Annotated in this window: 12 protein-coding genes; 6 read left to right on the top strand and 6 right to left on the bottom strand. The window is 52.5% G+C overall.

Annotated features, from left to right (window positions below):
- Positions 1–49: 49 nt before the first annotated feature.
- Positions 50–1,696, bottom strand: coding sequence for a class I fumarate hydratase FumA (gene fumA / locus AC0Z7K_RS18365; protein ID WP_413529083.1), 1,647 nt, complete (start codon positions 1,694–1,696; stop codon positions 50–52).
- Positions 1,697–1,888: 192 nt separating this feature from the next.
- Positions 1,889–3,400 (bottom strand): anion permease, encoded by a 1,512-nt coding sequence (locus tag AC0Z7K_RS18360; RefSeq protein ID WP_274611820.1) that lies wholly within the window; start codon positions 3,398–3,400, stop codon positions 1,889–1,891.
- A 700-nt stretch (positions 3,401–4,100) separates the two neighbouring features.
- On the opposite strand from AC0Z7K_RS18360, the gene AC0Z7K_RS18355 reads away from it, so the two are divergent.
- Both AC0Z7K_RS18355 and AC0Z7K_RS18350 read left to right on the top strand, forming a co-directional pair.
- Complete coding sequence (locus AC0Z7K_RS18355; RefSeq protein ID WP_485615435.1) at positions 4,101–6,878, top strand: flavocytochrome c; 2,778 nt, start codon at positions 4,101–4,103, stop codon at positions 6,876–6,878.
- Between the two features lie 63 nt (positions 6,879–6,941).
- On the top strand, positions 6,942–7,901 hold the full coding sequence (locus AC0Z7K_RS18350) for an FAD:protein FMN transferase (protein ID WP_485615433.1): 960 nt from the start codon (positions 6,942–6,944) through the stop codon (positions 7,899–7,901).
- On the opposite strand, the gene dcuR is transcribed toward AC0Z7K_RS18350, so the two are convergent.
- Both dcuR and AC0Z7K_RS18340 read right to left on the bottom strand, forming a co-directional pair.
- On the bottom strand, positions 7,895–8,614 hold the full coding sequence (gene dcuR, locus AC0Z7K_RS18345; protein WP_413529086.1) for a two-component system response regulator DcuR: 720 nt from the start codon (positions 8,612–8,614) through the stop codon (positions 7,895–7,897). The genes AC0Z7K_RS18350 and dcuR overlap by 7 nt on opposite strands.
- Complete coding sequence (locus tag AC0Z7K_RS18340) at positions 8,611–10,236, bottom strand: sensor histidine kinase (RefSeq protein WP_485615431.1); 1,626 nt, start codon at positions 10,234–10,236, stop codon at positions 8,611–8,613. Before AC0Z7K_RS18340 ends, dcuR begins: the two co-directional genes overlap by 4 nt.
- A gap of 210 nt (positions 10,237–10,446) precedes the next feature.
- Here AC0Z7K_RS18340 and AC0Z7K_RS18335 point away from each other — a divergent pair, with 210 nt between their 5' ends.
- Entirely contained in the window at positions 10,447–11,604 is a 1,158-nt protein-coding gene (locus tag AC0Z7K_RS18335) for a M20 aminoacylase family protein (RefSeq protein ID WP_485615430.1), read from the top strand.
- Positions 11,605–11,723: 119 nt separating this feature from the next.
- On the opposite strand, the gene AC0Z7K_RS18330 is transcribed toward AC0Z7K_RS18335, so the two are convergent.
- Positions 11,724–12,323 (bottom strand): CatB-related O-acetyltransferase, encoded by a 600-nt coding sequence (locus AC0Z7K_RS18330; protein ID WP_485615429.1) that lies wholly within the window; start codon positions 12,321–12,323, stop codon positions 11,724–11,726.
- A gap of 646 nt (positions 12,324–12,969) precedes the next feature.
- On the opposite strand from AC0Z7K_RS18330, the gene AC0Z7K_RS18325 reads away from it, so the two are divergent.
- From AC0Z7K_RS18325 to AC0Z7K_RS18315, 3 genes are read left to right on the top strand one after another with little or no spacing between them, the layout of a single operon-like run.
- Positions 12,970–15,303: a type I restriction-modification system subunit M gene (locus tag AC0Z7K_RS18325; RefSeq protein WP_485615428.1), complete on the top strand. Its 2,334-nt coding sequence runs from the start codon at positions 12,970–12,972 to the stop codon at positions 15,301–15,303.
- Positions 15,300–16,019 (top strand): restriction endonuclease subunit S, encoded by a 720-nt coding sequence (locus tag AC0Z7K_RS18320; RefSeq protein ID WP_485615427.1) that lies wholly within the window; start codon positions 15,300–15,302, stop codon positions 16,017–16,019. Before AC0Z7K_RS18325 ends, AC0Z7K_RS18320 begins: the two co-directional genes overlap by 4 nt.
- Positions 16,016–19,264 carry a type I restriction endonuclease subunit R gene (locus AC0Z7K_RS18315; RefSeq protein ID WP_485615426.1) on the top strand — a complete coding sequence of 1,083 codons (3,249 nt, stop codon included), beginning with the start codon at positions 16,016–16,018 and terminating at the stop codon, positions 19,262–19,264. The genes AC0Z7K_RS18320 and AC0Z7K_RS18315 overlap by 4 nt, the downstream gene beginning before the upstream one ends.
- Before the next feature lie 72 nt (positions 19,265–19,336).
- On the opposite strand, the gene AC0Z7K_RS18310 is transcribed toward AC0Z7K_RS18315, so the two are convergent.
- On the bottom strand, positions 19,337–19,645 hold the full coding sequence (locus AC0Z7K_RS18310; protein ID WP_485615425.1) for an Rdx family protein: 309 nt from the start codon (positions 19,643–19,645) through the stop codon (positions 19,337–19,339).
- Between the last annotated feature and the right edge of the window lie 504 nt (positions 19,646–20,149).

Genomic DNA, 20,149 nt, shown 5'->3' with positions numbered 1-20,149 from the left:
AAAGCCCGCCGTTTCCGGCAGGCCTTTTGTTTAAATCAAAGACTGACTTCTACTTTACGCACTTCGCGCAAGTATTGGCATGGATCTGCTCGAAGAAGTCATTACCTTTGTCATCCACCAGAATGAATGCCGGGAAGTCTTCCACTTCAATTTTCCAGATTGCTTCCATCCCTAATTCAGGGTATTCCACGCATTCCAGGCTCTTGATGCTTTGCTGTGCCAGAACCGCTGCCGGGCCGCCGATGCTGCCCAGATAGAAGCCGCCGTGTTTTTGACACGCGTCCGTTACCTGTTTGCTGCGGTTACCTTTCGCCAGCATGATCATGCTGCCGCCGTTAGCCTGTAGCTGATCCACGTAGGAATCCATGCGGCCAGCGGTGGTCGGGCCGAGGGAACCGGATGCATAACCTTCAGGCGTTTTCGCCGGGCCGGCGTAGTAAATCGGGTGATCTTTGATGTACTGCGGTAAACCCTCGCCGTTATCCAGACGCTCTTTCAGTTTGGCGTGCGCAATATCGCGACCCACGATGATGGTACCGGTCAGGGAGAGACGCGTAGACACCGGATACTCAGACAGCTGAGCGAGAATTTCAGGCATCGGACGGTTAAGATCCACCTTCACCACACCGGCTTCGCCTTGCTGACGCAATGCTTCAGGAATGTACTGGCCCGGATTATCTTCCAGTTTTTCGATCCAGATGCCGTCGCGGTTGATTTTGGCTTTGATGTTACGGTCTGCGGAACAGGAAACACCCATGCCGACCGGGCAGGATGCGCCGTGACGTGGCAGACGTACGACGCGGATGTCGTGCGCAAAGTATTTGCCGCCGAACTGTGCGCCCAGGCCGAGATTATTCGCCTCGACCAGCAGCTCCTGTTCCAGATTCACATCGCGGAACGCCTGACCGTGTTCGTTGCCTTCGGTTGGCAGGCCGTCGTAATAATGCGTGGACGCCAGTTTAACGGTTTTCAGCGTGGCTTCAGCGGAAGTCCCGCCGATCACAAATGCGATATGATACGGAGGGCAGGCCGCTGTACCGAGCGTGCGCATTTTCTCGACCAGATAGCCTTTCAGCTTCGCCGGCGTGATCAGCGCTTTGGTTTCCTGATACAGATAGGTTTTGTTCGCGGACCCGCCGCCTTTAGCGATGCAAAGGAATTTGTACTCGTCGCCATCGACGCTGTAGAGGTCGATTTGCGCCGGCAGGTTGGTGCCGGTGTTCACTTCTTTATACATATCCAGCGCGGCATTCTGCGAGTAGCGCAGGTTGTCTTCGATGAACGTGTTATATACGCCTTTCGACAGGCTGGCTTCGTCGCCGCCACCGGTCCAGACGCGCTGGCCTTTTTTACCCATGATGATCGCGGTGCCAGTGTCCTGACAGGTCGGCAAAATGCCTTTCGCGGCGATCTCAGAGTTTCTCAGAAATTGCAGCGCAACGTATTTGTCGTTTTCGCTGGATTCCGGATCGTGAAGAATGGACGCCACCTGTTGCTGATGCGCAGGGCGCAGCATGAATGAGGCATCGTGGAAGGCGTGTTGTGCCAGCAGGGTTAGCGCTTCAGGTTCGACTTTTAACACATCCTGGCCGTCAAAGTTGCTTACGGAAACATGATCTTTGGTCAGCAGGTAGTATTCGGTCGTGTCTTTGGTAACGGGGAACGGGTCTTGATAATGGAATGGTTTGTTCGACATTGTTTTCTCACTTTATCCGTTATTGCCGCCACTAGCAGGACTTCTCGTTTCGGGTGAATCAGGGATAAATCGGGCGACGTTTATATGCTTTCTCTATGTTGCCAGCCTTATACACAGGCTGGCAACGTGGTTTATATGTTTTCTTCCAGTAAATGTTCTGTTAAAGCTTTGTAGGTGATTTTATCCCCTACTTCAGAACATCATCATCATCCACGGATAACCAATCAGCAGCAGCGCGGCGAGGAAAATCGCACCAAAGATAGTACCCAGACGCCAGTAGTCTTTGGTTGGCAGATAGCCGCTGCCGTAGTAAATCGGGCTTGGGCCGGTGCCGTATGGCGTGATGATCCCCATGATACCCAGCGATGTGACCATCAGCAGACAGAACACTTGCATGTTGATGCCCGGAATGGCGGCACCGATGGTCAGCATGGCCGGTAACAGCGCGGTGGTGTGCGCCGTGGTGCTGGCAAACAGGTAGTGCAGCAGATAAAACGCCAGCAGCAGCACGATAGTCGCGGTACCCGGCGAGATACCGCCCATAGTAGCCGCGCCTTCTTTACCCAGCCAGGCGATGAAACCGGTGCGGGACAAGCCGTCAGCCAGTGCTACCAGCGTGGCGAACCAGGCGAAGGTGTTCCAGGCCGGTTTGTTGCTGGTAATATCGTTCCAGTTGAGAACGCCGGTCCATAACATCAGAACCACTACCAGCAGTGCTGCCATGGCCGGTTCGATAAAGCTGGCGGCAAAAATCCACATAGCTAATGCACAGCACACGAAGACCAGCAGGAGAATTTCGTGACGGGACATTCTGCCCAGTTTGGCCAGCTCGGCGGTCGCCCAACGCGGCACTTCATCATTGATTTTCACTTCCGGCGGGTAGAACCAGTATGCCAGCAGCGGCATGGTCAGCAGCAGCAGCAAACCGACCGGCAGGAAGGCGAAGAACCAGGTACCCCAGGAAATGTTGATCCCGGTGATGCTGTTCACGATGCCCAGCGCCAGCAGGTTAGGAGCCAGAGCAGACAGGAACATGGAGCTGGTGATGCACGCGGCGGTGATCGCCACCCACATCAGGTATGAACCGATTTTACGGGCACTCGGGTCATTCGGCTTGGAGCCGTACAGCGGCGGCAGGTTAGCGATAATCGGGTAGATTGTACCGCCGCTGCGCGCGGTGTTAGACGGGGTGAACGGAGCCAGCAGTAAATCGGCAAAGGTAATGGCATAACCCAGCGTCAGGCTGCGGCGGCCAAGATATTTCACCAGAATCAGCGCCAGACGGCGGCCGAACTGGGTCTTATCGTAGCCTGCGGCAAACATGAATGCGCCGAAGATGAGCCAGACCGTGGAGTTACCGAAGCCGCTCACTGCCCATTTAAAGGACTGTGCCGCCATTTTGAATTTAGGGTCAGCGAGTTCCGCCGGGCTAAACAGCAACCACTGGCTGAATAACGCAATGACAACCACGCCGGTCAGGCCGATCACCGCGCCGGGTAAAGGTTCGAAGATAAGGCCCACGATCACACCGACAAAGATGGCGAAGAAGTGCCATGCATGGGGTTCTAAACCGTTGGGGACAGGAGCGAGTAACAACAACACTGCAACCAGCACAGGTAAGAACATCAGAAGAAGGCGGTTTTTCTTGCCTCCAGCTGGTTTGTTCGCCTGCGGTGTAACCGTAGTTTTTGAAATATCTGTCATTTTATTTGTCTACAAGTAGTTGAGAATAGGTTTGCTGATACATAGGTAAGATGATTATGCTTTTTTTAGTTACTCAAGTTTCTTTAGTTATTTAATGGTGGCATTTAAATTGCTCCATTATTGTTATTTGAGTTTAGTTATTCTCATTCCCCTTAAGAGGGAGGATATTTTTATATAATGCGTTTTTCGTAGTTATTACTGTTGATCTCGATCAAGAAAATACGGAGCTGTGTAAATTTAAGAAAAGATAATGAGAAAGGATGCCGTATTTGTTTTTATCAATTAATTCCCACTGTCTGGCAGGGTTATTTTCAGTGTCTACGCCCTGTGAAAAAAATGAGTAGTAAAACGGCCTTGAAATGCCACTTCTGACCGCACGGATCCACCAAGAAACAGCCTCGGTGCGCTGTGCCGTGATGTCAGTTGCTCCTGCCTAAATGTAATATTTCAGCTTTTAATGACAGGTAAAACGGTTCGTAATTTAAATTAATGTGATCGTTTAATAACATGGTTAACATTAATTTAATAATGCGGGTATTCCATTAATGGATAAATAGTTAATAAACTAACGTTACACCTTTTGAAAGTAAAGATATCGTTATATTACTCCTATGACATCGGCCGCAAATAAAATTAATAAAATAAATCCGATAACGAATTCACAGATTATTAAATATTTCTAAATTTGGAGCTGGATATTATGAGCCATAACCCGCAATTATTGAGCCCGTTCACTCTGCCAAATGGCACCGTGCTGAAAAACCGTGTGCTGATGGCACCGATGACCACCTGTACCGGTTTTTTCGACGGCACTGTGACCAGCGAACTGGTCGAATACTACCGCGCACGTGCCGGCAGCATCGGCACGGTGATCGTCGAGTGCTGCTTTATCGATGACAAAGGGCTGGCGTTCCCTGGTGCGATTGGCATCGATAACGACAGCAAAATTGACGGTCTGGCAAAAATCGCCGACGCCGTGAAATCTCAGGGTTCCAAAGCGGTGTTACAGATTTATCACGGCGGCCGCATGAGCGAACCTAAACTGATTGGTGGCCAGACCCCGGTCGCACCAAGTGCACTGGCCGCGCCGCGTGATGGCGCAGCGATGCCGGTCGCGCTGACCGCAGAAGAAGTGGACGGCATGATAACCAAATTCGGTGAAGGCGTGCGTCGTGCCATCGAAGCCGGTTTCGATGGCGTGGAAATCCACGGTGCCAACACCTATCTCATTCAGCAGTTCTTCTCACCGAACTCCAACCAGCGCGACGATAAGTGGGGCGGCAGCCGCGAAAATCGGGCCCGTTTCCCGCTGGCCATTCTCGATATCACCCACAGCATGGCGCAGAAATACGCCGATTCTTCTTTCATCATCGGTTACCGTTTCTCGCCGGAAGAGCTGGAAGAGCCGGGCATCCGTTTCGCAGACACGATGTATCTGCTGGAGCAACTGGCGGCGCGCGGTCTGGATTATCTGCACTTCTCTCTGGGCTACTCGCTGCGTCCTTCTATTGTCGATACCACTGACCCGACGCCGCTTATCGACAAATACGTCACGATGCGCTCTGACACACTGGCGAAAATCCCGGTGATGGGCGTCGGCGGAATCGTTAATAAAGCCGACGCTGAACTGGCGATGGCCCACGGTTACGACATGATTGCCATCGGCAAAGCCTGCATCGCCTATCCCGACTGGACCGACCGTATTGCCAGTGACCAGAAACTCGAACTGTTCATCGACAGCACCCAACGCGAGGCGCTGACCATTCCTGAACCGCTGTGGCGCTTCTCGCTGGTGGACGCAATGATCCGCGACATGAGCATGACCTCGAAGAAATTCAAGGCCGGTGTGTTCCGGGAAAAAGTGCAGGATCCGGTCAATGAACTGGCGATCAACGTCAGTCTGGAAACTGACCGCATTGCCGATATCGAACTGCAAGCCGGCGCCGACGTTGACGTTGAATTCACCACCAGTTTCGACATCATCCGCACGCGTATTCTTGATGCCAACAGCCCGCACGTTGATGCGGTCACCGGTGCAACCGAGCAGAGTGAAGCGGTGAAAAAAGCCGTCTCCAAAGCCATCGCCAAATCATGCAAAGCGCAGCTGCTGGAAGAGGGCGGCAGCCTGTCTGAACCGCAAAGCTACGACGTTGTGGTCGTCGGCAGCGGCGGTGCCGGTCTGGCAGCGGCGATTCAGGCGTGTGATGAAGGGGCGAAAGTGCTGATCGTGGAAAAAATGTCGACCATCGGCGGCAACACCATCAAGGCGTCGGTCGGCATGAATGCTGCGGATACCCGTTATCAGAAACTGAAAGGCATCGAAGACAGCAAAGAGTTGTTCTATCAGGAAACCCTGAAAGGCGGCCAGTTCAAGAACAACACCGTGCTGCTCAAAGAGTTCGTCGAGCGCGCTCCGCAGGCGGTCGAATGGCTGGCTGAGCACAACATTGAGCTGAGCGACATCACCATTACCGGCGGTATGAGCATCGACCGCACGCACCGTCCGGCAGATCGTAGCGCCGTCGGCGGCTTCCTGATCAGCGGTCTGGTGAAGAATCTCAACAAACGTAACATCGACGTGATGCTCGATACGTCCGTCACCGAAATTCGTTATCACGAGGGTGCGGTGCAGGGCGTGGAACTGCTGAACGACGACAACGACGTGCTGATCGTCAACGCTAAAAGTGTGATTGTGGCGACCGGCGGTTTCAGCGCCAACAGTGAAATGGTGGTGAAATATCGCCCTGAGCTGGACGGTTTTGTGACCACCAACCACAAAGGCGCGACCGGCAGCGGCATCGCAATTTTGCAGAAAATCGGTGCAGGTACTGTGGATATGGGCGAAATTCAAATCCACCCGACCGTGGAGCAAACCACGTCCTACCTGATTTCCGAAGCCATCCGTGGCGGCGGTGCGATTCTGGTCAGTCAGGCGGGTAAGCGGTTCTTCAATGAAATGGAAACCCGTGACAAAGTGTCGGCGAACATCATCGCCCTGCCGGAGAAATTTGCTTATGTAGTCTTTGATGAGCAGATTCGCCTGAATAACAAAGCGGCGGATGAATACATCGCGCGCGGTTTCGTGATCAGTGCAGCCTCACCGGTGGAACTGGCGGCAAAACTGGAAATGGATCACCACGCGCTGCTCGCCACGCTGGAAAGCTATAACGTGGCCGTTGATAAACAGGACGACGTCGAATTTGGCCGTAAAACGGCGCTGCGCCATCCGATCAATCAGGGGCCGTTTTACGCGATCCGTATTGCGCCGGGCGTGCATCACACCATGGGCGGTGTGACCATCAACACCGACACCTGCGTGCTGGATGCCAACGAACAGGTTATCCGCGGTGCGTTTGCGGCGGGTGAAGTGGCCGGCGGGATCCACGGCGCGAACCGCATCGGCGGGAATGCCGTTGCAGATATCATCATCTTCGGTATTCTGGCGGGACGTAATGCCGCCATCCATGCTCTGCGGTAACGGTTAACAGCCTGCGTTGCGCCCTGTGGCGCAGGTTTCACTTCTTCAGTTCAGAGACTTTCTATGACGCCAGACGCCCGTATTTATGCTTATTCCGCTGTTTTGATGGGTTCCCCCATTCTTCTCAAGCTGTTTGAACATAATGAGGGTCTGGCGTCTCGCGTTTTCCGGCTCATCAAACAGCAGGAAAATATCTTCACGGTCAACCGGCACGATTCCGAGGTCATGGCAATCAACCATGCGGCGGGCAGCCATGCGGTGGCGGTCAGTCAGCCGGTGTTTAACCTGATCCGCTGCGCGAAGGCGGTCAGCGAGTTGCCGGACAGCAGTTTCAACTTCACCATCGGCCCGCTGGTCAAACGCTGGAAAATCGGCTTCAGCGGTAACAGCGTGCCCGACGCCGCCGATCTCCGTGCGCTGCTCCCGCTGACAAATCCTCATGATGTGGTTCTTGACGGATCCACACGCTCGGTCTTTCTGCAAAAAGCCGGAATGGAAATCGACCTCGGGGCGATCGCCAAGGGCTATATTGCCGACGTGGTGCGGGATTTTCTGGTGCAGGAAAAGGTGGAGAATGCGCTGATAAATTTAGGCGGGAATGTGCAAACGCTGGGCACAGGCGGGGAAGGGGCGTGGGCAATCGGCCTGAAAACGCCGTTTTCAGCACCGGATGCGCTGATCGGAGTGATTAATGTGAACGGTAAATCCGTGGTGACGTCCGGCATTTACGAACGATATTTCGAATGCGATGGCCGCCGCTACCACCACATTCTCGATCCTAAAACCGGTTACCCGCTGGATAACGAACTGCTCAGCGTGACGGTTATTTCTGATGACTCCATCGACGGCGACATTTACACCACGCTGCTGTACGGCATGGGCGTCGAAAAAAGCCTGCGGTATCTGCGGAATATCCCGGATATCGAGGCCATTTTCGTCACCAAAGATCAGCAGGTGATTTTCTCCTCACAGCGTCAGTTTAGCTTCACGCTGCTGGATAACGCTTTCCGTCCGGTTTACTGACAGTACTGTTTCAGCAACGAATAATGCTCCGCCTGCAAACGGTAGCGATACACCGGTCGTCCGGTCACGCCGTAATGAATGCTGGTGAACAAAATGTGGCTGTCAGCCAGCCAGATCAGGTATTTACGGCAAGACACGCGCGAGATATTCACGGAGTGTGCCAGCTCATCCGTTGAGAATTCCGTCTCCGGATGGGCATCAATCCACAGGCACAGCGTGCGCAGCGTCTGCGGCGTCAGGCCTTTTGGCAACTTTTTGGTGTCCGCTGTCGCCTGATTATTACCGTGAATTAACCGGTCAACGTCGGACTGCTCGTAATATTGCTGATTATCCATCAGCGCTTTCTTCTGCTTCCAGCCAGTCAGTGCCTCTTCAAAGCGCGAGAACTGGAACGGTTTGATCAGATAATCTACCACGCCGTAATTCAGCGATTTCTTGATAGTTTTAGCATCTGCCGCAGATGAAATCACAATCACATCCACCGGACGCCTGGCGTTTCGCAGCTCCGGCAGCAAATCCAGCCCGTTGTCCTGCTGCATATAGACATCCAGCAGGATCAGGTCGATCGGCAGCTGATTATTCAGCACCATGTCTTTCGCCTGCTGTAACGTCGAAGCCGTTCCGCAGCACGTAAACCCGGCAATCTGGCCCACGTAGCAGCGGTTGAGCTCTGCGACCATGGCGTCATCATCGACTACCAGCACATTGATCATGCAGTTTTCCTCTCACCATCCCACGGAAGTTGAACAAAAAATTGAGTGTAAACGTCAGGTTCAGACTCAACGGCAATCGTTCCGCCCAGGTTTTCTAATTGTTGTTTTGCCAGGAATAACCCGACTCCGCGATCAAAGCCTTTCGACGAGACCCCTTTTTCGAAAATAGCCTCAAGGTCATCTGGTGGGATGCCGGGACCATCGTCGCTGACCACGCAGGCCAGCCAGCCATTCTGATAATGCAGTAATACGCTCACTTCTCCGTCCGGCTGTTCCGCCAGCGCATCCAGCGCATTCTCAATCAGATTGCCGAGCACGGTTATCAGCGCTGCCACCTGATTTTCGTTAGTGTTGTCGGGGAGCAGGCTGTCATCGCTCAACGTCAGTAAATGGCGCGTGTCCGACGCACGGTTAATCTTGCTCAACAGAAAGCCCGCAATCACCGGTGATTTGATTTTCAACAGCAAGGAGCCAATTTCTGCCTGGTAGTTATTGGCCGTTTTGAGAATGTAATCTTCCAGCTGCGCATAGCTTTTCATGTGCAGCAATCCAAGAATCACATGCAGCTTATTCATGAATTCGTGTGAGCGTTCACGTAACGAATCGGCGTAGTTTACCATGCCGCTCAGACGCTGCATCAACTGGCTGACTTCGGTCTTATCCCTGAAGGTACAGATGGCCCCGATAATCACGCCATTGCTGCGCACCGGCACGGTATTACTCAGCAGATAGCGGCCTTTAAAGTTGATCTCTTCGTCGCGGCGCGGAATGCCGGTGCGTAACACGTCGCACAGCGCGATCAGCAGCGGCTGCGGCTCGCGGTTGTCCTCCGGACGGGTGCTTAACTGCGTGCCGGTTTCCAAAAACATCTGTCGGGCTTCCTGATTGATAAGCGTGACCTGCGCGCCGTCATCAATAGCGATCACCCCTTCCTTGATCGACTGCAACATTGCCTGACGCTGTTCAAACAGCGTCGAGATTTCATAGGGTTCCAGCCCGAAGAGAATGCGCTTGAGCATTTTCACTAAAATCCAGGTGCCCAGTCCGCCGACCATCATGCCGAACAACACTGTCCATAAAATGCTCCAGCGGCTTTTGTCGATCTGCTCGGTCACTTTCACCAGCGAAATGCCGATCGCTACCACGCCAATCTGGTGATGATTCTCGTCATAAATCGGCGTGAACACCCGCAGCGCTTTATCCAGCGTGCCTTTATTGATCGAGACGTTCTCTTTGCCCAGCAGCGCCGGATCGATATCGTTGCCGATAAAGTGATGGCTGATCACGTCCGCATTTGGATGTGAATAACGGATGCCGTCCATATTGGTCACGACCACGAACAGCAGATCATTACGTTTTTGCACAGCGCTGGCGATGGGCTGAATAATGCCACTGTCGGGCGACAGAGAGAGTGCGTGTTTGATTTCAGGCAAATCCGCCAGCGTGCGCGCCACGGCCAGCGCTTTATCTTTCACGCCGTCGCGGGTGGTATCACTGACCTGAACAAAGTACAGAAAATGCACCACCAGCAGGACAGAAATGATCACGGCGCTGATCATCAGGCTGACAGATGTGCTGAGTTTCATGGGGTGCTTACGCACGGGATGCGGCGAGTCGCTCATTGAAGCCCCGGTAACCATAATTGATGGCTTATGGTCTATGTTTGCGCCCCCGGCGTCTACCCCAATGCGGCATTTATCCCGCTGCTTTGACATCCTTTTTCGCCATTGCTTTCACGTTTATCTGTTCACGCGCGAATGTGATACTTTGAACCAGCATATTGCCGCTGAGCGACTCGCTCCGGCAGGAATTCAGATCAGCACAGAGGGTTTATGGCAGTCATTTCCCGAGAGATTATTGAGCAGGCGAAAATCTGGCGCAGGGATTTCCACACCCGCCCCGAACTTGGACTGAAAGAATACGGCACTGCCAGAACCATCAGCGAACTGTTGTTGTCGTTCGGCCTTGACGTCCATACCGGCATTGCTGAGACCGGGATTGTCGCGACGCTTCGAAACGGCGAAGGCCCGTCGATTGGCCTGCGGGCAGACATCGATGCACTGCCGATCCAGGAACTCAATGAGTTTGACCACATCTCCCAGCATCCCGGTCTGATGCACGCCTGCGGGCACGACGGCCATACCGCCATTCTGCTCGGCACGGCGCGTCACCTGAGTGAAAACCGTCACTTTCGCGGCACCGTCCATTTCATTTTCCAGCCTGCTGAAGAGAACGTCGGCGGCGGTGAGATGATGGTCAAAGAAGGGCTGTTTGAACGCTTCCCGATGCAGGCGGTTTACGCGCTGCACAACTGGCCGGGTCTGCCGGTCGGCGAAGTCGCGGTCAGTCAGGGGCCGATGATGGCTTCGCAGGATAATTTCTACATCACGCTGACCGGAAAGGGCTGCCATGCGGCGATGCCTGAACTGGGCGCGGATCCGGTCGTGGCCGGCGCACAGCTGATTTTATCGCTACAAAGCCTGATTTCCCGCCGCCTGTCGCCGCTGGAACAGACGGTGATCAGCCTCACTCAGTTACAGGCGGGCGAAGCGATTAACGTTATTCCGGAAACGCTGCACATGTCAGGCACGTTGCGTTGCCTGAGCCGCACGACGCGGGAAACCTGCTGGCGGCTGATTGAAGAATATGTTCAGGCCGTGCCGCAACCCTACGGTGTGAAAGGCGAGGTGCGCTGGGAGTTTGGGTATCCGGTGACGCAAAACCATCCGGCGCAGGCGGCGATTTTGCGTGATGCAGCACAGAACGCGCCGGGCATTACACAGGTGCATTTCAACAATGCGCCGTCGATGGCCGCCGAAGATTTTGCTTATCTGCTCGAAGCCTGTCCGGGTGCCTATTTCTGGCTGGGCGCTGATGGCACCACGCCTTCCGCCTCACTGCACAGCCCGCGCTACGATTTTAACGATGACATCATTCCGCTGGGCATCGGCGTGCTGGCTACCCTGGTGGAGCGGGAACTTAAAGCCTGACCGTCAGTAAGCCGGTTGCCGGTTAATTATAACTGGCAACCACTTCGACAATACTTTTGGCCGGGCTTTTAGCGTACGCGCAATTGAGTTGAATCGGCGTAACGACATTATTGCTGTTTTTATAACCTCGCCAGTTCTTGGGCGATATTCATCATTTTATACTGATGTTTACTTATTTCACCACGGGCTATTTTTTCTTCCATCTGTTGGATGAAATAAAGAATGTCATCCGACTGACTAACATCTGGCAGATCGGTAATTTTATAATCCCACCATTCAATCGCCTGAAGGCGTTCGATGATTTCTGGCGCAAAGCGGTATTTAATGATCTTAGCCGGAATACCGCCGACGATGGCGTAAGGCGGCACATCACCGGTGACCACGGCATTGGCCGCAATGATTGCGCCATTACCGATAGTGATGCCGCCTTTTAATACGGCGTGTTCCCCCACCCAGACATCATGACCTAATATCGTCGCCGGCGGCATATAGTCGAACCCGGCAATGTTCAGCGTTTCCCCGAATTGCTCCTGTGCCACTTTCGAGAAAAAATCATGATACGTCAGCGGGCTGGTGGTAAACCGGTGTATGGGATGTTGCGGCCCCATCACCCGCACGCCTGCCGCCAGGCTGCAAAATCGGCCGGTTTTGAGGTTATTAGGTAATTTACTGCACGCGTAAGAATACGCGCCCATCGAACAGAAACTTTTTCGCGGCATTGAGGCATATTCTTCGACCCAAACATCCGCGGTAAATTTTAGTTTCTCCCCTTTTTTTAAAAGGAATAAATTTCTCTTCTTATATATCCCTTCCACCATTTCCGGGAATTTAAGATGGACCTTATGTCGTAAACAATAATCCTCATGTTTTTGAGTCCATCGAAACTGAACGGGATACTTCATTCCTTATTCCTCAAAGGCTAAACGCTGTCTTTATATATTCTTATCGCAATTCTAGCATAAAACAGACGTAACAAAAATCTGAGGTCGGCCGGAATAACCTCAGGAGGGCGAAGAAGTAAAGCCAAAGCCCACCGGAGAATAAGGTCCCGGGGCTGTGATGATCGTTTCAGGCAGGCGGCGTGATCAGACCCTGAAATGCCCGACCGCGATGGCCTGACTGTTGTATTTATTGGCAACGCGGTAACTGAGGAACGCATTGACAGCCAGCGAGCAAATCACAATTGAAATGCTGGCCACGAGGATGCGTCAACAGAGGGGCTTAAGCAGGAAATGGGTTGTATTCTAATCGCTTAAGGAAACAGGTAAATAATTGAATTTTATGGTTTTGTTGTTCTTTTTTTATTTTGGGAGTTAAATAAAGACCACTTTTTTAATGTGACTTTATTCAATTACGGAAAACATCATGCCTAAAACGGACTTTTCCCAAACGGCCGCCTTTATCTGGTCGGTCGCTGATTTGCTGCGCGGTGATTTCAAACAATCCCAGTATGGCCGCGTGATCCTGCCCTTCACTTTGCTTCGTCGTCTTGAATGCGTGCTGGAAAAAAGCAAAGCGGCGGTGGTGGCGCAGGCCGAAAAAATTATAACCATGAACCTGCCGGAAGAGGCGCAGGAAAAGCTGATACTTCGCGCCACCGAAGGGCTGTCGTTCTTTAATACCTCGCCGATGAATCTCGGCAACCTCGGGCAGAAAGACATCAAAGATAATCTGGCGAATTACGTTCAGAGCTTCTCCCGCGACGCCCGCGAAATCTTCGAGCACTTTAACTTCAGCGAATTCGTCGGTCAGCTGGACACTGCCAACCTGTTATTCAAGGTCGTCCAGAAGTTTGCCACCACCGATTTAAGCCCGGCCGCCGTGTCGAATCACGGTATGGGCGCGGTATTTGAAGAGCTGATCCGCCGCTTCGCCGAGGGTTCGAACGAAACCGCCGGGGAACATTTCACGCCGCGTGATATCGTCCGCCTCACCACCGCGCTGGTGTTTATGCACGACGACCAGGCGCTGACAAAAGAGGGCATTATTCGCACGGTTTATGACCCGACGGCGGGCACCGGCGGATTCTTATCGGCGGGGATGGAATACGTCACCGAGCTGAACCCTAACGCCGTGATACGCGCTTTCGGGCAGGAGCTGAACCCGGAATCCTACGCCATCTGCAAAGCCGACATGCTGATCAAAGGGCAGGACGTCAGCCTGATCAAACTCGGTAATACGCTTTCCAGTGACCAGCTTCCCGCTGAAAAATTCGACTACATGCTCTCCAACCCGCCATTCGGTGTGGACTGGAAGAAGATCGAAGGTGACATCAGCGACGAACATACGGTCAAAGGCTTTGATGGCCGTTTTGGCGCAGGTCTGCCGCGTGTGTCTGACGGTTCGCTGCTGTTCCTGCTGCATCTCATCAGCAAAATGCGCGACGGCAGCCGCATCGGTATTATCCTCAACGGTTCGCCTCTGTTTACCGGCGGAGCGGGGAGTGGCGAAAGCGAGATCCGTCGTTATATCCTCGAAGCCGATCTGCTCGAAGGTATCATCGCGCTGCCAACCGACATGTTCTACAACACCGGCATTTCCACCTACGTGTGGATTTTGTCGAACCGCAAAGACCCGGTGCGCAAAGGCAAAGTCCAGCTGATCGACGGCTCCAGCCTGTGCGGCAAAATGCGCAAATCTCTCGGCTCGAAGCGCAACCTGATGGGCGAAGACGATATCCGCCTGATCACCCGCACTTTTGGCGATTTTGAGCACATTGCGCCGACGCCGCTGGGAGAATTAGGACTGGAGAAAGCGCCGGAGCAAAAATACGGCCGTGGCCGCCAGTCCGCGACAGGTAAAACCGAAGCGCCGAAAACTTTCGCCAGCAAAATCTTCAGCAGCACCGATTTTGGCTATCGTCGTCTGACCATCGAACGCCCGCTGCGCCTCTCGGCACAAATCACCGATGCGGCCATCAGTGCGCTGCGTTTCGCACCGAAGCCGTTTAATATTCCGATGGAACGCCTGTATCAGGATTTCGCCGCCCCCTGGGATACGCGGACATACGGCAATTTTACGGATGTCGAAACCGAGGCCCGTGCCATTATCAAAGTTGATTTCCCTGAGCTGAAAGAAAAACAGATCAAAGATCTGCTCGATCCGAAAATCTGGCTGGCGCAGCGTTCGCTGATGGAAAAAGCCCGCGAAATTCAGACAGCCTTTGGCAGCACGGCAGGCGGAAAAAACACCGCGAGTGATGATTTCAATCAGTTTGAACAGGCGCTTAAAAGTGCGCTGAGCATTGCTGATGTCAAACTTGATAGCAAAGAGAAAAAGCAGTTCACCGAGGCCGTGACCCGCAAAAATCCTGCCGCTGAGCCGGTAGTCAAAAGGGTTCTGAAAGAAAGCGAACAGCCGCTCTATGGGGCGTTCCGTTATAAAGACAAGGTTGTCGAATTTGAGCAGGACGGCGATTTACGCGACAACGAAAACGTTCCGCTTAATCCTTCCGTCGTAACCAGTCAGCTAATCGAAAGTTATTTCGAACGGGAGGTAAAACCGCACGTCAGTGACGCCTGGATTAACGCCGACAAACGCGATGCCAAAGACAACGAGATCGGCATCGTCGGCTACGAGATCCCGTTCAACCGGCATTTTTATGTCTACCAGCCTCCGCGAGACCTGAAAGAGATTGACGCCGATCTTGACGCCATCAGCGCCGAAATCATGAAGCTGTTGCAGGAGGTGCACTCATGAGCGGGCGTTATAAGGCGTATGGAGAATATAGGGATTCTGGGGTGGAGTGGTGTAAGAAACTACCGCTGAAATGGGAAGGATCGAATCTTAGGTGGGTATCACATATTTATGCGGGCGGAACACCGTCTAAAAATATTATAGAGTATTGGGAAAATGGTATTGTTCCTTGGATAAATTCTGGTGCAGTAAATCAAGCTTATGTAGTAACGCCCTCAACATATATTTCTAGAGCTGCATTTGAAAATAGCAGTGCTAAATGGATACCAAGGGAGGCATTAGTTATTGCGCTGGCAGGGCAGGGAAAAACCAAGGGAATGGTTGCACAGCTAAGTATCGACACGACTTGCAATCAGTCAATGGCTGCTATTGTTTTAAATAAAATGGCTCATTCACGGTATGTGTTTTGGTGGCTAACATCCAACTATCAAAATATACGTAATATGGCTGGTGGAGATTTAAGAGAAGGATTAAACCTTGAACTTCTTGGAGATATACAATGTCCTCAACCTTCTGATGACGAATGTTTGAAGATTTCTGCTTTCCTCGATCAAGAAACCGCCAAAATCGATATCCTGATCGAACTACAACAGCAACAGATCGAACTTCTAAAAGAACGCCGCACTGCCCTAATCTCCGCTGCCGTCACCGGTAAAATCGATGTGCGCGACTGGCAGGTACCTGTCACGCAAACGGAATCCGACGAGGTGATGGCATGATGGCGGATCCTACCAAAGAGCGTATTTTTCAGGATGAGATTGTGATGCAGCTGTGCGAAAACGGCTGGATCACCGGTAAACCGGGCGGCTACGATCGCCAGCGTGCGCTGTATACACAGGACGCGCTGGCCTTTGTACAAACCACGCAGCCGAAAGAATGGGAGAAGCTGGCGCGGGTATATCCGCAGGATACCGAACGGCATTTCCTCGACGCGCTGGTGGTGCAGTTGCAAAAAGCCGATACCCACGCCACCGACAAACTTTCCCGTACATACGGCACGCTGGGAGTGCTGCGCCACGATTTAAAAATCCGTAATGCCTGCTTTTCGCTCTGTCAGTTTAAGCCTGAACATAGCCTGAACCCGGAGACGCTGGCGCGTTACCGGCAAAATATCTGCCGCGTGGTGCCGGAGCTGGTGTACAGCCCTTACGCCAGCGCGGAGCATTTCGCGATCACCGGGACGAAAGCCAAAAGGTGGCGCATCGATCTGGTGTTGTTCGTCAACGGCCTGCCAGTCGCCACGCTGGAGCTGAAATCCGAGTTTAAACAATCGGTACAAAGCGCTATCGCACAATACAAAACCACGCGCCTGCCGAAAGATCCGCTGACCAAAAAGACCGAGCCACTGCTGACCTTTAAACGCGGCGCGCTGGTGCATTTTGCCGTCAGCCAGTACGACGTCTTTATGACCACCCGGCTGGCGGGTGATCAGACCTGTTTCCTGCCATTCAACAAAGGCACGCCTGACGGCGGAAAGGGCAATCCGACGCCTGCCGATCAGACCCGTTACGCCACCGATTACCTGTGGAATGAGGTGCTGCTGCCCGATAATCTGCTGACGATTTTAGGCCGTTACGTGCATCTGCAAATCGAAGAAAAAGAGGACTGGCAGGGGCTGAAATACAAAAAAGAGACGCTGATTTTCCCGCGTTATCATCAGTGGGATGTGGTGAACAAACTGCTACGCGCCGCGGTGGAAGAGGGCTGCGGGCATAAATATCTTATCCAGCACAGCGCCGGTTCCGGCAAATCCAACTCGATTGCCTGGGTGGCGCATCAGCTTTCTACACTGTATTGCGCCAGCGGCGAAAAGCAGTTTCATTCGGTGATTGTCGTCACCGACCGTACGGTGCTCGACGACCAGTTGCAGGACACTATTTACCAGTTTGAACATGCCGAAGGCGTAGTCGGACGCATCAATAACAAAGAGGGTGATGGCTCGAAAGCCGAGAAACTGGCCGCCGCGCTGGAACATTCCCAGCCGATCATTATCGTCACTATCCAGACTTTCCCGTTTGTGCTCAAGGCCATCGAAAACAACCTGAGCCTTAAAAAGCGTCAGTACGCGGTGATCGCCGATGAGGCGCACTCCTCGCAAAGCGGGTCGACGGCGCGACAGCTGAAAGAAGTGCTGATGCTGGAAGAGGCGGACGATGATTCGGAACTGAGCCCGCAGGACATTATGGAAGCCACCATGGCGGCGCGTCGCGGCAGCGATAATCTCAATTACTACGCTTTTACTGCCACGCCTAAGGCCAAAACCCTCGAGCTTTTTGGCCGTTTACCGAACCCGCAAGAACCGGCGTCGAAAACCAATAAACCGGCAGCGTTCCACGTCTATTCTATGCGTCAGGCGATTGAGGAAGGCTTTATTCTCGATGTCCTGAAAAATTACGTCACCTATTCCGTGGCTTATAAACTGGCGCAAAAGCACGCCGATGCGGATAAAGAAGTCGACAGCAAAAAGGCCCGGAACCGGCTCAGTCATTGGGTGCGGCTGCACGATTACAACATTTCTCAGAAAGTGAAAGTGATCGTCGAGCACTACACAAAACACGTCATGAACCTGCTCGGCGGGCAGGCGAAAGCGATGGTGGTGACCAGTTCGCGTAAGGAAGCCGTTCGCTACAAACTGGCGTTCGATAAATACATCATTGAAAATAATTACCAGAAAATCAGCGCGATGGTGGCGTTCTCTGGCGAAGTGGAATTTCACGAGAATGACCCTGACAGTCTGCCGTTCCTCAACCATAAGTTCACCGAGATGAATATGAATCCGGGGCTTAAAGGGCGCGATATGCGCAAAGCGTTCGACAGCGATGATTATCAGGTGATGTTGGTTGCCAACAAATTCCAGACCGGTTTTGATCAGCCAAAATTGTGTGCGATGTACGTCGATAAACCGCTCGGCGGTGTCGAGTGTGTGCAAACCCTTTCGCGCCTGAACCGCACGTATCAGGGGAAAACGGACTCCTGCACCTTTATTCTCGATTTCTACAACCAGCCGGACGATATTTTACAGGCGTTCCAGCCCTATTATCAGACGGCGGCGCTGCTGGACGTCAGCGATCCGGCGCTGGTGTTTGAGCTGTTCGAAAAGCTGCGTGCCAGCGGTGTTTTCCTGTGGAATGAGGTCGAACAGTTTTGTACTGCGTTTTATGCGCAGAAGAAATCCAGTGCGGCGCTGAGCAATATCTGCAAACCGGCCGTCGACCGCTGGGAAAAGCGCTATCTTTCGGTCATTGACGCCTTTCTGCAGTCTAAAAAGATGTTCGAGCTAACCAAGGCTACGCACCAGCCGGTACTGATCGCCAATGCGGAAAACGCATTTAAAGAGTGCAAGCTGGAGAAAGACCGGCTGGAGATCTTCAGAAAAGATCTCGGCAGCTTTGTGCGTTTTTACGAGTTTATTTCGCAAATCGTCGATTACGATAATAAAGATCTGGAGAAACTTAGCCTGTTCGCCCGCCATCTGCGGCCATTGCTTAAAGATCAGAATGTGCAGGAAGATGACATCGATCTGAACGATGTGGTGATGAGTCATTACCGGCTATCGAAAATCCGCGAACAGCACATCAAACTGCAAGCTAACGGCGAAAATCAGGGGCTACAGCCCGGCAACGACGTCGGATCGGCTAAACCCAAAGACAAGAAAGAGGATTTTCTGTCGCAGGTTTTGGCGCGGCTGAATGAGCTGTTTGTTACTGAAAATTTGACGGATAAAGACCTGATCAACAACTTACAAGCTCATTGCGACAAAATTTCTGAAAACCTGACGGTTATGACGCAACTTGCCAATAACACGTCTGAGCAGGTCATGCTGGGAGATTTTCCGAAAGCGGTTGATGAGGCAATCATGGATTGTAACGTGGCCCAACAGGAAATGATGATGCAATATCTTTCCAATCCCGCCATCGCTAAAGGTTACGCAAGAGTCATTCTGGATATGCTGAAAGCAAAGTAAAACGTCCCACCACCGGAAGGCGTTTCACATCAGGCATAAAATCTGAAGGCAGGGCATTCCTGCCTTTTTCAATCACTCCGCCTGTCCAGCCTCAGAGATTTTCTTCTTATCAACGTGCCCAAGCGACCGCTCCGGAAAACAGATATCGCGCACCCGCTGTTTTAGCGCCGCCGCTTCCGGGAATCCGCCATCACGCTTGCGTTCCCAAATCAGTTCATCATCCACCTTAATTTCATAAATCCCGCCAGTGCCCGGCACCAGCGTCACCGAGGCCAGATCGGTACTGAACGAGTTCAATAGCTCCTGCGCAATCCACGCCGCACGCAGCAGCCAGTTGCATTGAGAACAATAAGTGATGGTGACAGCCGGAAGTTTTTCCATGATGAAGCCCTTTTAGACAAGTTTTTAGATTTGTAGAAAGCAGATGATGCCCTGAAAATACCATGATGTGGTGCGATTTACTGCAATCTGCACCCGTCCGCCAACTGCGGTCGCAGCCGCCCCTCATCCTCTTGATTCTCGGGGCAGGGGTGAGCATTGAGTTTAGCGTTACATCGTTTCCGTTATCCAACGGTTGCTGGCCGTTAGATCCAGTTACATACGGCCAGCAGTTGCTCACCCTGGTTGAGAAGCAGGGAGTTGCGCGGTAATGTCAGGTTTGTCTGCGTACTAAAAATTTACCTGAGGGAAAGATGCTGCTCAGGAAGAAAGGCGCAGCGGGTGATATATCCACATCCAATATTAATATTTGATATACCCTGCATCCGTCGGGTAATTTTATTCATGCCTGACTCCAAGCCAGTAAAAGCGGTTTTTAATGTTATTTAGCACTGGCGGATAAAAGTACGGCCTGATTGTTATTTATGCGGTAAACAACTAATACCG

The organism is Rahnella sp. 1L-D-7-B-C2 (assembly GCF_057290995.1).
This window is presented reverse-complemented; position numbering and strand designations above follow the sequence as displayed.

What these genes read in the sequence shown, in the direction of transcription:
- AC0Z7K_RS18315 (WP_485615426.1), top strand. Translation starts at nt 16,016, where the DNA reads ATGATGGCGGATCCTACCAAAGAGCGTATTTTTCAGGATGAGATTGTG.
- AC0Z7K_RS18320 (WP_485615427.1), top strand. Translation starts at nt 15,300, where the DNA reads ATGAGCGGGCGTTATAAGGCGTATGGAGAATATAGGGATTCTGGGGTG.
- AC0Z7K_RS18325 (WP_485615428.1), top strand. Translation starts at nt 12,970, where the DNA reads ATGCCTAAAACGGACTTTTCCCAAACGGCCGCCTTTATCTGGTCGGTC.
- dcuR (WP_413529086.1), bottom strand. Translation starts at nt 8,614, where the DNA reads ATGATCAATGTGCTGGTAGTCGATGATGACGCCATGGTCGCAGAGCTC.
- AC0Z7K_RS18360 (WP_274611820.1), bottom strand. Translation starts at nt 3,400, where the DNA reads ATGACAGATATTTCAAAAACTACGGTTACACCGCAGGCGAACAAACCA.
- fumA (WP_413529083.1), bottom strand. Translation starts at nt 1,696, where the DNA reads ATGTCGAACAAACCATTCCATTATCAAGACCCGTTCCCCGTTACCAAA.
- AC0Z7K_RS18335 (WP_485615430.1), top strand. Translation starts at nt 10,447, where the DNA reads ATGGCAGTCATTTCCCGAGAGATTATTGAGCAGGCGAAAATCTGGCGC.
- AC0Z7K_RS18340 (WP_485615431.1), bottom strand. Translation starts at nt 10,236, where the DNA reads ATGAGCGACTCGCCGCATCCCGTGCGTAAGCACCCCATGAAACTCAGC.
- AC0Z7K_RS18310 (WP_485615425.1), bottom strand. Translation starts at nt 19,645, where the DNA reads ATGGAAAAACTTCCGGCTGTCACCATCACTTATTGTTCTCAATGCAAC.
- AC0Z7K_RS18350 (WP_485615433.1), top strand. Translation starts at nt 6,942, where the DNA reads ATGACGCCAGACGCCCGTATTTATGCTTATTCCGCTGTTTTGATGGGT.
- AC0Z7K_RS18355 (WP_485615435.1), top strand. Translation starts at nt 4,101, where the DNA reads ATGAGCCATAACCCGCAATTATTGAGCCCGTTCACTCTGCCAAATGGC.
- AC0Z7K_RS18330 (WP_485615429.1), bottom strand. Translation starts at nt 12,323, where the DNA reads ATGCCGCGAAAAAGTTTCTGTTCGATGGGCGCGTATTCTTACGCGTGC.